The organism is Halomonas sp. XH26 (assembly GCF_024138895.1).
GTDB lineage: Bacteria > Pseudomonadota > Gammaproteobacteria > Pseudomonadales > Halomonadaceae > Vreelandella > Vreelandella alkaliphila.
In genome coordinates this window covers 2,482,936-2,498,759 of sequence record NZ_CP071889.1, presented here as the reverse complement: position 1 = coordinate 2,498,759, position 15,824 = coordinate 2,482,936, and the positions used below count along the sequence as shown (strand labels likewise).

Genomic DNA, 15,824 nt, shown 5'->3' with positions numbered 1-15,824 from the left:
AGCCATTCGAGAAGCTACCAGGACAACTCAACATTCAGTGTGTCTTCGTAGGTGCCTGCAGGTAGGTTGCCAGGGTCGCCAAAGGCTCTTCCGTAAAGATCGATTGTCTGGGGAGCGCTGGCGAATGCGCTGAGTATGATGGTGTCGTTTACAGCCAGCGCCGCCGTTCGTGCTGTATCTGTGTACAAGGTGTAGCCGACAAATGCCGTTGCGGCAGTATCTTGCATGGCATGGGTAGCAGGTGAGGCTTGGTTATCATGAAGGCCGCTGAGCAGAGTGAAGGTGGGGGTTACTCCAGGTGAGCAGAGCACTGTAATACCACCTCCTCCAGCCACTTAGGCATCTGCCTGATCGAATAGGGCAGAGTGGGTGCCGAATGCCAAGCTGCCGAAGTCGACTGCAGCGCCTTCTTCCCCATTAACTGAACAAGCGTCTTCAAGAGTAATTGAAGCGTCGATGGTTCCGCTAACGGTCTGGGCTTCTAAAGTGGAGTTAGAGAAAGTGAGTGCGGCAATGACAGTGCTTAATCCAGTGATTCGAGAGTAGCTTGTGCGAGAGTAGTTTAAGGTCAGCATAATCAACTCCTTAGAGATTAATTGCTTATAGCGTTGCCCGCAGAAAAGAGCATTTTGCTTTATTACCTCAAGGTCTAACTCAAGACCTGACTCAAGACCTGACTCAAGAACTGACTCAAGACCTAAAATGCTCAGTAATATTTGTTAAAGTTCACACATATTTCTAAGTTAGCACGTAATACTAAAAAAGCACTGTTGGAGTATTAGGGAATTAAAAAATGGATAGGCGACATCAACTGTGTTTAAACACTTACTTAAACTGACTTCCAAGCAGCACTGTCGTTTATTTTTCGTTTATTAGTATTTATTAATTGCACCAAAACTGGGCGGAAAAGCTAGCACTTTAGTCTATTGTTGATGTGTTTCTGGCCTATACCGAACCTGCATAGGGTATGCATATATTCGTTGCCGCAGTTAAATACGTCATCGCTCTGGCCAGCAAATCGACGTTTTTAACTATAAAAGGGTGACTGTATATGCCTTATGTTCACGATACGCTGACACGTTTAGCGAAAAGTAGCCCTGCACAAACTGAGTTTTATCAAGCCACTGAGGAAGTGCTTGAGTGTCTTCGCCCATTGTTCGAGCGTGCGCCGCATTACCATCAGCACAGTATTATTGAGCGCATTGTTGAGCCGGAGCGTCAGGTTATGTTCCGGGTGAGCTGGGTGGATGATGCTGGTCGTGTACAAGTCAACAAAGGCTATCGCGTGCAATTTAATTCGGCGCTTGGTCCTTATAAAGGCGGTTTGCGTTTTCATCCCAGCGTGACGTCGGGCACCATTAAATTTTTAGGGTTTGAGCAAATCTTCAAAAATGCGTTAACGGGGTTGCCGATTGGCGGTGGTAAGGGCGGCGCTGACTTTGATCCAAAAGGGAAGTCTGACAACGAAATCATGCGTTTCTGTCAGGCATTTATGTCGGAGCTTTATCGTCATATTGGGCCGCATACCGATGTGCCCGCTGGGGACATTGGCGTTGGTGGACGAGAAATTGGTTATCTATTTGGTCAATATAAGCGTTTAACGGGCCGTTACGAGGGCGTGTTGACAGGGAAAGGCCTAAACTGGGGTGGTTCCCTCGGTCGCAAAGAGGCGACTGGCTACGGTGCGGTTTATTTTGCCGAGAACATGCTGGCAGCGAAAGGCGAAGCCTTGCGTGGTAAAACCTGCTTGGTATCTGGCGCGGGTAATGTGGCGATTTATACGATCGAGAAGCTCTATGAACTGGGTGCCAAGCCCGTTACCTGTAGTGATTCCAAGGGGACTATTCACGACCCTAGCGGTATCGATTTAGGCCTGCTAAAACAGTTAAAAGAAGTCCAGCGTGTATCGTTGGAAAGCTACCTGCATGAGCACCCGGAAGCTCACTATATTTCGGCTCGGGATTACCCGCAGGATGGCCACGCGGTTTGGCGTATTGAAGGCGAGGCAGCGTTCCCTTGTGCGACGCAAAACGAGCTGACCGAAGCCGATGCCAAAACACTATTGGCGAATGGCGTTACCTGCGTGAGCGAGGGTGCTAATATGCCTTCCACCAAAGAGGCGGTAGATGTCTTTTTGGAGGCCAAAATTGCCTATGGGCCCGGCAAAGCAGCGAATGCAGGTGGCGTGGCGACGAGTCAGTTGGAGATGGCCCAGAACAGCAGTATGGAGCAGTGGCCGTTAGAGAAAGTTGACCAGAAGCTTAAACAGATTATGGCGGATATTCATCGTCAGTGTGCGGATACGGCAAGTGAGTTTGGTGAACCTGACAACCTTGTATTGGGTGCCAATATTGCGGGCTTCCGCAAAGTGGCCGATGCGATGATTGAGCAGGGCGTTATCTAATCGCTTTTATTAGCTAAACCACATACACTGTTGTGACACAGTCCTTTCCCTCTGGGGAAGGGCTGTTTTCGTTGGTGCGTTTTATGCTCACTAACATCACTATTGATTGCTTTCCAAGGAGAGTAGAGATGGGGCAGCGTCCTTCTATTATCATTAATCGTCTTGATGCTGAACGACTTCAGCGCCTGATTGATAACGCATCTGAAAAAGACATGATGGTGGCGGAGCTACTGGAAGAGGAGTTGGAGCGCGGAGAGGTGCTTGACCCTCAGGATATTCCTGAGGATGTGGTTAGTATGAACAGCCAGATACGCTTTACTGATCTGACCCGCGAGCGTCAGATGATTCGAACGTTGGTGTATCCTCATGCGCTTGAAAGCGTTGAGGATGGAATTTCGGTGATGGCACCAATAGGCGCAGCGTTAATTGGCTTGCGCGTGGGCGATGTCATTGAGTGGCCGCTACCCAACAACACCGAAGTACGCCTACGCATTGATGCGATTTTCTGGCAGCCCGAGCGGGAGAAGCAGTTTCATCGATAAAGAGAGGGAAGTATCACCCCTCGCGCTTCTGTAAGTTGTCGACAGAGATCTCAACATCCTGTGGGCGTTGTAGCACGTTAAGCAGCACAATGGCGCGCTCTTCGCCTTTGCAACGTTTGAAAACGGCTTCTAAATCTTTGAAGGGGCCGTCGGTGATCGTCACTTTTTCCCCTGCGCAGAAGTAGCTGTGGCTGCCTTCTTGATCATGCGGCTGTGCGCGAAGGGTATCTACCAGGGCATTCGGTACGGCGATGGGCGTGTTGCCAAAGGTGAGTAGGCGCAGCACGCCGCGGGTAGAGCGAATTGGCCGCCAGTTGCTGACGGTCTGATCCAGCCGAATAAACAGGTAGTAGGGGAAAAGTGGCTCGGTCACCAGGGTAAGTTTGCCTTGGCGCTTACGTTTAGCGTTAAGCACTGGATGGAACACCTCATAACCTTGGTTGGTGAGGTGTTCTGCGGCGCGAAATGATTCGCCGCCTTTGCATTGAATTACATACCAGCAGGGGGTAGCCCGCTCTGCTTGGGTTTCGAACTCCTCCATAAATCACCCTTTGGCGTTTGCGAGCAGTAGCGCGAGTGCATCCAGCGTTTGGTCAACATGGTCTTTCGTGTGTTCACAGGAAAGAAAAAAGCGTAGCCGAGCACTTTTTTCAGGAACCGCAGGATACAGAATAGGCTGCACGTTAATATGCTGTGCAAACAGCGCATGGGAGAGGTGTGCCGCGAGCGGCGAGCTACCCACAATAACGGGTACGACGGCAGAGCCAATGCTATGACCGGTGTCCATTCCCCTAGCTTGCGCCTGCTCCAGGAAGTAGTGCGAAATTGCCTGTAGCTGGGTAACGCGCTCGGTTTCCTGGGGCATTAATTCCAGTACTTTAAGCGATGGCGCGGCCACTTGAGCGGGCATGCCGACGCTGTAAAGAAAACCGGGTGCAAAGTAGCGCAGTGTTTCGACCAGCGCTTTATTGCCTGCGATATAGCCCCCGCAGCCTGATAGCGTTTTGCTCATAGTGCCCATCCATATATCAACATCGGTTGGGTCAATCGCAAAGTGCTCTCGTAAGCCTAGGCCAGTGTCACCCATGACGCCAAACGAATGCGCTTCATCGACCATCAGCCACGCCTGATGACGCTGCTTCAGTTCAATAAAGCGGGGTAGGTCGGGGATGTCGCCATCCATACTGTAAAGCCCTTCAATGACGACAAGAACGCGTTCAAATTGATGGCGATGGCGGCTTAACAGGGCGTCTAGCGCGGCGGGATCGTTATGGCTGAAAGATATACGCTTGGCGCCGGAAAGCTGTGCGCCGACTAACGAGCTGTTGTGGATGTACTCGTCGTGAAGCACAAGGTCTTTCGGGCCCAATAGATAGCCAAGGGTAGACACATTGGTTGCGTGACCGCTGACAAAAACAACCGCGTCTTCAACACCATAGATGTTGGCGATCGCTTGCTCTAGTTCGCCGTGAATAGGTCGTTCACCCGAGACGACGCGACTGGCAGAGACGGAGGTGCCGTAGTGAGCCGCTGCGTCGGATGCCGCTTGAACAACCCGTGGGTCACCGGAGTAACCCAGGTAGTTGTAACTGGCGAAATTAATGCACTCATGTCCATCAATCACGCTGGTAGCACCGGCGAGGCCGTCATGGACTTTAAAGAACGGGTCTATAAGCCCGAGCTGTTTAGCGCCCTGGCGCATCATGACTAGCTGCTGATAACCCGGGTGGGCATCAAATCGTGTAAAGCGCTCGGGAACAGTCCGAGTTGCCTCGGCGCCTGAGATAGCAGTGGCTTGGGTGCTGGTGGCACGGGGCGTTGGGCGCTTGCGTGCCTGTTCCAGCAGCTGTCGTTTCAGTTCAGAGCGCTTTACGGTCATGGTGTCTCGGTGGTAGATGTTGAAGCCGGCTCATTGTTGAGCCCGTCCGCCCCGTGGCGAGCGGCCAGAGAGGCTAACGCATCTTGTGGCGCTTCTTCAACATCATTGTCATGCTGATGTAATTTTTGAATCAGCACACCTGCCAGTTTGTTCAGCGTTGACGCTTCACTCAACACCATCACCGGTACTTGCACGTTCAGGCGGTTCTCGATGGCGGTCATCAATTCAACGCCCATGAGCGAATCAAACCCCATATCGTATACCGAACGGTTGATGTCGATTTTCTCTTCATCAATCAGCAGGATACTGGCTAGTTCTGCGCGCAGTAAGTCGGTAATGGTGCTATGCAGCTCTTCTGGCGAGAGGTCGGCCAGTAGCGCACTGATATCGTCATCGTGGTCAACGCTGCCATCATCATCGCTGGTGCGGGCAATTTCGTTAAACCGTGGTGCCTGGGCGGTGGGTAAGAAGCGTGCCAGTGCGCCCCATTCAAGTTCAAGAACACCAAGGCTTGCCCCTGGGGTCAGCAACATTTGTTCGAGCACTTTGAGGGCATCATCAGAGCGCAGCGCAGAACCGCCTAAGCGCTCTTGCAACGCATCGCGTGTGCGCGTGTTGCGTGCCAGGAAGCCGACATCTTCAATGGCACCCCAGCGTACGCAGGTCGCAGGAAGGCCAGCGGCGCGACGGCGGGCAGCAAAGGCTTCTAACCAGTGGTTGGCGGCAACGTAATTGGCCTGTCCTGGGTTACCAAATAGCGTCGTCGCCGAGGAGTAGAGCACAAAGAAGTCGAGTGAGATGTCCTGGGTGAGAGCATCCAGGTGACGGGCACCGTCAATTTTAGGAGCCAGCACCTTTTGAATACGCTCGGCATCTAAGTTACGAATCAAGCCGTCGTCGATCACTGTGGCGGCATGCACGATGCCACGCAGCGGGCTAAGTTCGCGTTGCACGCGCGCCATAACGCTTGCTAGCGCGTCGTAATCGGTAATATCACAGGCCGCAGCCAGTACTTTCACGCCTTGGGCTTCAAAGGTCGCGATAGCAGCTTGGGCTTCTTCGCTAGCGGGACCGCTGCGGCTTAGCAGGATAAGCTGACGTGCGCCTTTGCTGACTAACCATTGAGCCGTTTTTAGGCCAAAGCCACCCAAGCCACCGGTCACTAGATAGCTGGCGTCGGCTGCGAGTGTCATCGCGCCGGTGCCTAATAGCTCGTTACGCGGTGGAGCAATAGGCTGTTCGTAGGTGACTACCACTTTGCCGATCTGGCGTGCTTGCTGCATATAACGGAAGGCATCAATCACTTGGTTGTGACTGAACGCCGTGAACGGCAGCGGGCTGAGTGTGCCATCGTTAAATAGCGCCATCATTTCACCGAACAGGCGCTGGGTGAGGGCAGGCTGCACTTTCATCAACTGGTCGGAGTCGATGCCGAAGTAGCTTAAGTTGTTGCGGAACGGGCGTAGGCCAATATGAGTATTTTCATAGAAATCCCGTTTACCTAATTCTAGGAAGCGGCCAAACGGGCGCAATGCGCGGAGGTTTTGGTTAATCGCTTCGCCTGCCAATGAGTTCAGTACGACATCCACGCCTTCGCCTTGCGTGTCCTCTAGGATCTCTTCGGCAAATGTCAGCGAGCGGGAGTCGTAAATACGCTCTTCACCCATAAGGCGCAGGAAGTCGCGCTTCTCTTCAGAGCCAACGGTGGCGTAGATATCGGCGCCCAGCCACTGGGCAATTTGCAGCGCGGCAATACCCACACCGCCAGCGGCACCGTGAATCAGTACTTTCTCACCGGGCTCCAAGCGCGCTAGATGTTTTAGCGCGTAGTACACGGTGAAGAAAGTGGTCGGTATCGTCGCGGCAGCAGCAAAGCTGACGCCTTCCGGCAGGGGCGCGACGGCATTCTGGCTAGCAATGAGACGGTCGCTGAAGCTGGCGGGTCCAAAGCCCACGACCGCCTGACCGGGCGCAACGTGCTGAACATTGGCACCCACCGCGATAATCTCACCCGAGAACTCAAGCCCTAGAGTCGGGCCAGCGAAGCCATTTTCAATCGCTTCATCAGACAGCAAGCCAAGGGTGTACATGACATCGCGGAAGTTGAGACCGGTCGCTTTGACGCGAATTTCAACGTCATCCGCGCCAAGTTCAGGCAGTGGGCGTGGCCGCCACTGCAGCTGACGCAGTTGCCCTGGTAGGGCAAAGCCCAGCGTCATTGCCTGATGAGGCGCAGCGCTTGCCTGCTTGACTGGGTGAGGAGCGGGCAGGGTACGAAGGCGGGTAGCAAACCGCTCGCCTTCAACCGTTATTACCAGCTCGTTTTCGCTATCTGGCGTAGCAAGCGACGCTGCAAAGGCGTTTAACGTCGCATCGCTGGGAACGTTTGGTAGCTCGATCAGTGTGACGCTATGGCCAACTGCTTCATTGGCGAGCGAACGACCAAAGCCCCATAGCGCGGCGTCATCGCCTGTACTGGCAGACTGGGTCGGTAGCCAAAGCGTGACACGGCTGCCTTGGCTTTCCAGCCCGCTTGCTTCTAATGCCAGTGACCACTGCTGTGCCATGTAGCAGCGTTGGGTTTGAGCGGCGGTTGTACAGCCCTTAAGCCCACGCAGATCAATCACATTGAGTGCGGCAGGTACGTCTTCGCGTTCACCTAGCGCTGTATTTAACAGTGCTTGCGGGGTTGCGTCGCTGACGGTTAGCCATGTGTTGGCGGTGCCTAACCGCTCTGCAAGCTGGGCAGCAAGTGCTTCGTGCTCCGCGTCAGAGACAAGCAAATGGTAGGCCTCTGCTGCCGTTTGCGTCAGCGAGTCATTGCTTGCTGCGTATTGGCCATGCAGTAGGTAAGCACCATTCTCTTCCAGCTCAACCGGCGGCGAAACGCTGAGGCCTTGTTGCGCTAACCACTCGACTAGGTTGTCTTGTTCCAGGGCGGTTTGGTCGATGCCGGGTGTCGCCAGTAAGTCATCAAGCCAACGGCTCGGGTGGACACCAATCACCATTACCTGAGCGCCTGGCGCAAGCTGGCCTGGCAGCGCTTCAATCAACTGGCGGGTGCGTTCAGGCTGGGTCACGTCCACGCTGATAAACGCCAGCTGGGCTTTCTCTGCAGGGCTAAGCGTTGGCAGTGAATCTTCCAGTGGCTGAATATCCATCAGCGGGAAACGTTCTTGAAGCTGTTCCGCCTGATGGCGAGCCGTGTCGCTGGTGGTGATGGCGCGGTAGTGGTGCGCATCTTTAGAGATAGTCGTATTAGCTAGCTGTTCGAGCAGTCGCTGGCCCAGAGCGGGAGTACAGGGACCTGCTTCTAACAACTGCAGCCGCTGACCGGTGGGCAGCGTGGCTAGCGTGGCTTCCATTAATGCGCCAAGCTCGGCGGCTAACACTTGCCAGCCGTTTTCGCCGATAAGGACGCGATTAATGCCTGCTAGGTGCTCAGTGGTAATGCCTAGGCTTTCAAGGGTGTCGGTGCCGCTGGTCAATTGCTCACGGTGTAGCCCTAAGCGACCCACCATATGAATCGGGGCAAAATAGTCGGGGTAATCCTGTACCAGTAACTGCCAAATGGTTTCCGGTGCGAGCTGATCTTTGCCGGCGTTAACATTAACACCAGTAAAGGCTTCGCTAAGGCTATCGAGCAGCGGTGATACTTCTTGGGCATAGCGTTGGCCGGTGCTGGCGGTAAACGCATCGCTTAGCCCAGCCAGCCGGGCGAGTGCACTGCCTGGCAGCGAAAGCGTCGCCGCGTTTAGCGGAGCAGGCGTTAACTCAACATCCAGGTAGCTAAAATGCTGGTGATGAGCGCGGTTTAAGCGAATCGCCTTGAAGCGGGTTTCACTAAGCACGGCCACGGCGTTACCGGCGGCGTCATACAGTTCGAAGTCGGCGGTGAAGGAGTGGGGCGCGCGCTTACCCATTACTGCTCGCGCCAGCACCGGTGCACCGGCTTCAGCGTTCACCTGGATGCGCCCAACACGAACTGGCACAAAGGCTAGCTGGGCTGCAAACTCGTTGTGTTGAGCTAGCAGCGGAATGAACATCTGAAAAGCACTATCCAGAATGCCCGGATGAACGTGCAGCGTATCGAGCTGCGACTGGACACTATCGGATAGGGTAATTTCACCAATGACGCTGTCGCCTTCAATCCAGCCACGGCTAATGGCTTGGAACGCAGGCCCGTAATGCAGTCCAATACGTTCAGCCATCTGCAAGTGCTCGGCCAGGGTATAGTCTGGCGCGCGGCTTGGCAGGCTTGGTGCTTTTCGGTTGAGCAAGAAGCCGCGGCTTTCGCGCATGCGGCGAGCAACGGCATTTAGCTGCCATTCGCTACCGGTGGCTGGCTCGCGGGAGTGGATGGCTAAGCGGCCGTCGTCTGGATCCAGCGTCAAGCGCATGGTGCGCCCATTGGGCCCATCCAACAGTAAGGGAGCGCGAATCTCCAGCTCTTCAATGTCTAAAAGCGGTGTATCTTTCTGCTGTAGGGCTGCTGCTAGCGTAAGTTCCACAAACCCCGCACCCGGGAAGACTGCACCTTCGCCAACGACGTGGTCGGCCAGCCATGGCTGGCGCTTGGTATCCAGCTGGCTTTCCCAGGTGTGATCATGCTGCGCCAATGGGTAGCCAAGTAATGGGTGCTGATAATAGCGGGAAAGCAACCCTTGGCCATCGTTGGTGCCTTGCACCCAAAGTTGGGTGCGTTGCCAGGCGTAGTGTGGCAGCAGGACGCGCTGGCCTTCTACAGGGAAGAAGTGGTGGCTATCGAGGCTTAACCCGCTTAGCAACAATTGGCCGAGGCAGCGGGTTAAACCATCTGCGCCTGACTTATGCCGTTCAATGGTGCCTAGCACTAATCCGCTACGCTCTTGCTGGCGTAAGGAGTCGTTCATATAGCGACGCAGGATGGGGTGCGCGCCGACTTCCACAAATACGTTGTAACCCTGCTCAATAAGCACCGTAGCGGCGTTGTCAAATAGGACGGGCTCACGAATATTGAGCCACCAGTAATGGGCATCCAGCTGTGTGCCTTCACTGATGGTGCCGGTCACGGTGGACACATAAGGAATCTGCGTGGTGCCTGGACGAATGTCAGCCAGGGCTTCCACGACGCCTGCTTTGATACTGTCCATGGCGGGGCTGTGGAAGGCGTAATCCAGTGGCAGGCGCTTTGCAAAGGTGCTCTGCTCGCTAAGGGCTGCCTCAATGGCGCTTAGTTGGTCACGATCACCTGCTAACGTAATGCCTTTGGGACTGTTAATGCCTGCCAGGCTAATGTTGCTAAATTCGGGTTTTTCAAGCCAGGGAGCGATCTCTTCCGCGCTGATAGCGACAGCCGTCATTTCCCCAAGACCACGGGTTTTGCCCTGGTAGAAACTGCGGTAATAAATAACTTTAACGGCGTCTTCTAACGTTAATGCGCCGGATGCCCAGGCGGCAGCAACTTCGCCAACGCTGTGGCCGAATACGGCGGTGGGCACGATACCCTTGGATTTAAGCCATTCGGTTAACGCGACCTGCAGTGCAAACAGGGCGGGTTGGGCGATTTCGGTGCGCTCAAAGCGACCTTCGCTGGACTCTTCCTGGTTACGGCCCGCAAGCTCGTCACGCAGTGAAAAATCACCATGCTTCTGGAACAGGGTATCTACACGGTCAATGGCGTCGCTAAACACGGGTTCGCTGTCTAGCAGGTCGTGACCCATGGTTTCCCATTGGCAGCCGTTCCCGTCGTAAACAAACACTGGGCCTCGGGCGTTAGCTAAGCGCTCCAGTGTCACAACGCTGTTGGTTTCACCTTCAGCAAACTGGCTGAGCGCGCTGGCGGCGGCTTCCGATGTTTGGGCGAAACAGAGCGCGCCAAACGTGTGTTGTTCGCGGTGGCTGTTCAGCGTGTGGGCGGTATCATAGAAAGCATGGTCGCTTTCGCGTAGGAAACTAGCTAGGGCACGGGCATTGGCCGCCAGTGCTTCCTGGCTTCGTGCGCTAATACGAACGGGTAGCGCAGCATCGGGCACTTGGCGAGGTGCTGGTGCTTTTTCGGGGGCACTTTCCAGTATGACGTGAGCATTGGCGCCACCAAAACCAAAGGAGTTAACGCCAATGACCAAGCGGCCTTGCTTTTTGAGCGCTTGGGCTTTGGTGACAACGCTAATGTTCCACTCATCAAATTTGATGCGTGGATTGAGATTGCGTATGCCAATCGTAGCGGGCACTTCACGGTGCTGCAGGCTGTACAGCGCTTTAGCAAGCCCAGCAACGCCTGAAGCCGTTTCTAAATGGCCCAGGTTGCTTTTCACTGAGCCAATCAGCAGCGGTGTTTTACGATGCTTGCCGAGTGCTTCGCCGATAGCCCGAGTTTCAATGGGGTCGCCAACGGCGGTGCCGGTGCCGTGAGCTTCAAGGTAGTCGATCTCGTCCGGCGAAATGCCAGCCTGTTCGTAGGCGCGGCGCATTAATTCAATTTGAGCGCTGGGGTTGGGCACCGTAAGGCCAGATTTGTGGCCGTCAGTGTTAACTGCTGAGCCTGCTACCACGGCCAGGATATTATCGCCATCGGCCACGGCTTGATCATAATCTTTTAGCAAAAACAGCCCAGCACCTTCTGAGCGCACGTAACCATTACCGGCTTCATCGAAGACTTGGCAGCGGCCAGTGGGCGAGAGCATGCTGGCCTTAGAAAAAATAATAAAACCATAGGGGTGCAGGTGCAGGCTGATGCCACCTGCTAGCGCCATATTAGTTTCGCCGCTGCGTATCGATTGGCATGCCTGGTGGAATGCCACCATGGAAGATGAGCAGGCGGTATCCAGCGACATGCTGGGGCCATGTAGATCAAAGACGTAAGAGAGCCGGTTAGAGGCGATGCTTGATGTATTGCCTGTCGCGGTCGAGGCATCAATCGCCGACATGTCATCGGCAAGACGATAGGAATAATCAAGGCTGGCGACGCCAAGGAAAACGCCGCATTGGCTACCGCGCAGGGTGCTGGGCACGATGCCCGCGCTTTCCATGGCTTCCCAGGTAAGTTCTAACAGCATGCGCTGTTGCGGATCCATGTTCGCCGCTTCACGGGGCGAAATGCCAAAAAACTCTGCGTCGAATCCGCTTATATCGCCTAGGCTACCCGCGGCAAACGTGACGCTGGTGCCGGGATGGCGTTTGTCGGGATGCAGGAAAGCATCGTGGCTCCAACGGTCGGAGGCCACTTGGGTGACGAGGTCTTTTTCGGCTTGCAGGTCCTGCCAGAACGTTTCAGGTGTGGTGCCGGGGAAACGATGGGCGGCACCGATAATGGCAACGCGTTTAGTCATTCTTGCTCCTGAGGTTCTGGTTCTGCCTTGATCACATCGCTACTTATATCGCGTCCAAACGCCCGTTTAAATAGGTGGACGCCAAGTTCGTTTGCTTCCAGCATGTACGACGCGCGCTCAATTGGCGGCTGGTCGCACAAATTACGATCTACTTCCGTTGACCATATCATGTACGGGGTGCTGCTAGCAGGAGGCGAATAGTGCCTATATGCGGCAGGCAGTATGGGTACGTGGTCACCGTACCAGCCCAGCAGCCCTGGTCTTATAGCAGAGTTTAGCGCTGCTTTAACGCTTCCGAGCATTTTATCTGATTCACCTAAGTGGTGCAGGTAAACGGCCAAATCGCGTAAATGATGCGGTAGTGGCCACGGCGCTGCTGGCAATGTTGACGCTACTCTGGCCTTTTCCGGTGCTTCTAAGTGTAAAGGGCCGTGATTCTCCATGGTAATAACAAACACAAAGAGTGGCCTATTATCGTTATCTTCAAGCAGGCGTCCAACTCTACGTGCAACGGCTTGGTCACCAATATACTGACCATGCTTATCCTGGCTTTCGAATGCGCGAATGTCGATAAACGTCTCAAACCCTAGTTTGGGAATAACGCTGTCACGCATGTAGAAGGTAGCCGGGTAAGGGTGAACACAAACAGTTCGATAGCCTTGGGCTTTGAATGCACTGGCAATGCTGGGCAGTGTGTGGCGCGACAGCGTACGGTAAGGATTAAACTGGCGCGGTCCCCAGGTGTCAGGCGCTATGCCAGTTAAAACGGCGCATTCGGTGCGCACAGTGTTTGCCCCCCATGCGGGCACATTCAGCGCTCCCTGCACGACAGCTTCCTGGCAGGTAGCGTCATAATTCGGCAGTAAGTCAGCGGCAATCTCGCTACACCAGGGGCGAGGATCAAAAAACGATTCACTTTGTACCAGCACAACGTTTGGCTTTGCCGCATCGGCGTCTAGCTCAAAGCTATGTTGATCAAGTGACTGATGTTGAGCAAGTGGCTGAAAGGGCGATGTCTCGGGTGTGGGCGGTTGTGAGCGCATCAGGGCAATGCCGTATGCCCACAGGCTTGAAAATAGTCCCAGTCGATCTAGGTCAATGTTAGGGGTCAGCGTGATAGGCGGCAGTTTTCGCCACCCCAGCCAAACGAGCAGCGCACCGATTGCTATCAGCATTAGGCTATTCACTAGAAACGCAGTGCCGCCCCATTGGCGAATTAGCGATGGTTCAAAAACCAAAAAGCTACCAATCGCAACCGCACCGGCGCTGCTGGCAGCAATGGCGAGACCAATGCCGAAAAAAGGCACATACAGACGCGGGTGCAAAATAGCATCCCAGAAGTATTCAAAATCATGGCAAATAAAGGGTTCGTTCAACGTGCGTGATTTAGTATTGCTGGACTGCACGACCACGAGTTGCAGCGATAAGATGAAAACAACAGCAAACCAAGGGCGTTGCAGAAGCAGCATAAAGCCGCCAAACAACAGTAACCAGCTACCAAGGTGCAGCGTGTTTGCGGCTATGCCGCGTTTCCAAAGCGGTTGTGGGCGAGGGCTCAGCAGTGCCTCGAACAGCACACTACCTAACAAGCCTACTAAAAGTGGGCTAATAAATGTGGATGATAGAAAGAACTCCACGCTACGCGCCCCCGGTATGATTAAAGCCAAGGCGTTTGATGAGCCATTGAGAAATGCCCGCCGGTAGCACGGCCAGCCACCAAGTACCGAAATTCAGCGGGAAGGGAAAACTGATACGGGCGCGGTTAGCGGTGATACCACGTTGTATGGCGTTGGCGGCCCGCTCTGGCGGCCATTCCCAAGGCTTGGGGCCAGGCATGGCATTGCACATGGCGGAAGTGACGTAGCCAGGCATTACCACGGTCACACCAATGCCATGGGGTTCGAGTAAGCCTCTTAGGCCTTCTCCATAGGCTTTGATGCCCGCTTTGCTGGCGCTGTAGCTTGGCGTTGTCGGTAGGCCGTGCCAGCCCGCCAACGAGCTAATAAATACCAATTGACCGCTGCCGCGTGCTTGCATGGCAGGAACCAGACGCTGGGCCATTGCAATGGGGGCTTTCAAGTTGACATCGAGTAGCGCTTGAACCTCGTCCCACGGTTCTAGCGTGCTTGCGCTTGGATGAGTATTAATGCCCGCGTTGGCAATCACAATATCTGGAACGTGCTCGGCACATAGCGCATCAAGCCATGCGTTGAGTTCGCTTTCGTCGGTCAAGCTGGCTGATGATAGCGACACCTGTGCGCCTTTTTCTCGACACGCCATCGCCAACCCTTCAAGCGCCTGCTGGTTGCGGCCATGTAGCACCAAGTGCGTTGTAGGGGCTGCATAAGCAAGGGCTAGCGCCCCGCCTATTGCACCGGTGGCACCGGTAATCAATACGCAGCGGGGGGCATTAGAAGAGAAAGAGGTCGTTACATCAACGTTCACACCAACGCTCACAGCAACGTCTCCAGTGGTGAAGGGCAAGCTTCTAGTATACCCGCTGCATTGTTCACCGCTAAATCGATACTGGGTTGGCAGTAAAAACCACCATTAATTTGCGTCGTGTACATCACTGTGTTGCGAAAATAGCCAAAGAGCGCTTGGCTAGGCAGCGGCGGTTGGTGCCAAAACTCGTCTAGAGAGCCTTCGTAGGTGAGGCCCGCTAAATTGTAGATGGGATCGCTGAGCGCAAAGGTAGGGCACTGTTTTTCAAGGGAAACAATGCCGACCGTGCTGTTTACTGTGACGGTGCCCGTGGCGTGTTTCAGCAATGGATTGAGATTGCCTGACTCCAGGTAAACGATGCGCCCATGTAGGCCGTAAAAATCTTCCAGCCGTTTAATGATGTTCGGGTAATTAACCAGCCCCATATCCAGCGGGTGATTTTTTATACACAGCAGCGCATCACTAGGGGCATGTAGCGCAAATGATCCCATCACGTGATCCATCACCTCTTCCATATTGGCATAAGGTGAGTGGTCGCGAATCTGCGCATCGGTGTTGAGCTGCAGCGGCAACATAAAATAAGGCTTTCCGCCTTCTATAAGATTTTTAATCCGCGCTGCATCGCGCTTTTTCCAGTATCGAAGTAAGGTAAAGCGTTTGGCGTAGCCCGCATACTCCACCGGCGCAGTGATGGGTGCATGGTTACGATAGTGGGGAGCCACCAGGGGATTCGCTAACCCCGCTAGGTGATAGCACATGTCGTGAGCGGCACGGATTTTAAAAGACGAGCGAAAGCGAACCGGTGCAGGGAGTTTGGGCAGTGCTTTGCCAGTTTCAAAAAACCACTTGGGGTCTCTGGGCAGCAGCGAGTGACCATTAACACCCTCGCGCTCAAGGGTGACCCAGAAAGGGCGAAAGTAGCCTTCTTCAAAGACGTGGGTGCGAATGCCAGCCGCGGATGCTAAGTCAACCGCGGGGCGGTGAATCGGACGCCTGTCACCAAACAGCACCTGATCGGTAATGTCGTAACGTTGCCACAACGACTGGATATAAGCCGGTAGCTCGCTTAGCGGGCCGCGAAACAAATGGTTCTGGCTGTGGGTGCGCTGCCAGTAGACGATATCGCCAGCGTTGAAGTTAACCTTTACCACGCGGTGACCATCGTCGGTTAGCCGACGGGCGAGACGCTGGTAAAAGGGCGAGCAGACGCCTTGGAGAAATAAGAATGCACGCTTTTGCTTCAA

At 54.4% G+C, this 15,824-nt stretch carries 10 protein-coding genes; 2 read left to right on the top strand and 8 right to left on the bottom strand.

The annotated features are described in order from the left end of the window. Window positions 1-14: 14 nt before the first annotated feature. Both J4377_RS11575 and J4377_RS11570 read right to left on the bottom strand, forming a co-directional pair. Complete coding sequence (locus J4377_RS11575) at window positions 15-335, bottom strand: spore coat protein U domain-containing protein (RefSeq protein ID WP_301271679.1); 321 nt, start codon at window positions 333-335, stop codon at window positions 15-17. Then, window positions 336-575, bottom strand: a complete 240-nt coding sequence (locus J4377_RS11570; RefSeq protein WP_253485602.1) for a hypothetical protein — start codon at window positions 573-575, stop codon at window positions 336-338. A gap of 476 nt (window positions 576-1,051) precedes the next feature. Between J4377_RS11570 and gdhA the strand changes: the two genes are divergently transcribed. Continuing rightward, a complete protein-coding gene (gene gdhA / locus J4377_RS11565; RefSeq protein WP_038485870.1) occupies window positions 1,052-2,404 on the top strand; it encodes an NADP-specific glutamate dehydrogenase in 1,353 nt (450 codons plus the stop codon). A gap of 128 nt (window positions 2,405-2,532) precedes the next feature. After that, the gene (gene rnk / locus J4377_RS11560) at window positions 2,533-2,946 is read left to right on the top strand and encodes a nucleoside diphosphate kinase regulator (RefSeq protein ID WP_095603255.1); all 414 of its coding nucleotides are present in this window, start codon (window positions 2,533-2,535) and stop codon (window positions 2,944-2,946) included. 13 nt (window positions 2,947-2,959) lie between these two features. Here rnk and rfaH read toward each other — a convergent pair whose 3' ends face one another. The 6 genes from rfaH to J4377_RS11530 are packed head-to-tail and all read right to left on the bottom strand — an operon-like array spanning window position 2,960 to window position 15,824. Continuing rightward, on the bottom strand, window positions 2,960-3,487 hold the full coding sequence (gene rfaH, locus J4377_RS11555; protein WP_253485599.1) for a transcription/translation regulatory transformer protein RfaH: 528 nt from the start codon (window positions 3,485-3,487) through the stop codon (window positions 2,960-2,962). A 3-nt stretch (window positions 3,488-3,490) separates the two neighbouring features. Beyond that, a complete protein-coding gene (locus J4377_RS11550) occupies window positions 3,491-4,825 on the bottom strand; it encodes an aminotransferase class I/II-fold pyridoxal phosphate-dependent enzyme (protein WP_038485856.1) in 1,335 nt (444 codons plus the stop codon). Beyond that, on the bottom strand, window positions 4,822-12,135 hold the full coding sequence (locus J4377_RS11545) for a type I polyketide synthase (RefSeq protein ID WP_253485596.1): 7,314 nt from the start codon (window positions 12,133-12,135) through the stop codon (window positions 4,822-4,824). Before J4377_RS11545 ends, J4377_RS11550 begins: the two co-directional genes overlap by 4 nt. Continuing rightward, window positions 12,132-13,772, bottom strand: coding sequence for an LTA synthase family protein (locus J4377_RS11540; protein WP_253485594.1), 1,641 nt, complete (start codon window positions 13,770-13,772; stop codon window positions 12,132-12,134). The genes J4377_RS11545 and J4377_RS11540 overlap by 4 nt, the downstream gene beginning before the upstream one ends. Before the next feature lies 1 nt (window position 13,773). Then, window positions 13,774-14,592, bottom strand: a complete 819-nt coding sequence (locus J4377_RS11535) for an SDR family oxidoreductase (RefSeq protein WP_231657177.1) — start codon at window positions 14,590-14,592, stop codon at window positions 13,774-13,776. Then, entirely contained in the window at window positions 14,589-15,824 is a 1,236-nt protein-coding gene (locus J4377_RS11530; protein ID WP_095603250.1) for a capsule biosynthesis protein, read from the bottom strand. Before J4377_RS11530 ends, J4377_RS11535 begins: the two co-directional genes overlap by 4 nt.

Coding starts and splice junctions, on each gene's coding strand:
- J4377_RS11570 (WP_253485602.1), bottom strand. CDS start 575: ATGCTGACCTTAAACTACTCTCGCACAAGCTACTCTCGAATCACTGGA.
- gdhA (WP_038485870.1), top strand. CDS start 1,052: ATGCCTTATGTTCACGATACGCTGACACGTTTAGCGAAAAGTAGCCCT.
- rnk (WP_095603255.1), top strand. CDS start 2,533: ATGGGGCAGCGTCCTTCTATTATCATTAATCGTCTTGATGCTGAACGA.
- rfaH (WP_253485599.1), bottom strand. CDS start 3,487: ATGGAGGAGTTCGAAACCCAAGCAGAGCGGGCTACCCCCTGCTGGTAT.
- J4377_RS11550 (WP_038485856.1), bottom strand. CDS start 4,825: ATGACCGTAAAGCGCTCTGAACTGAAACGACAGCTGCTGGAACAGGCA.
- J4377_RS11545 (WP_253485596.1), bottom strand. CDS start 12,135: ATGACTAAACGCGTTGCCATTATCGGTGCCGCCCATCGTTTCCCCGGC.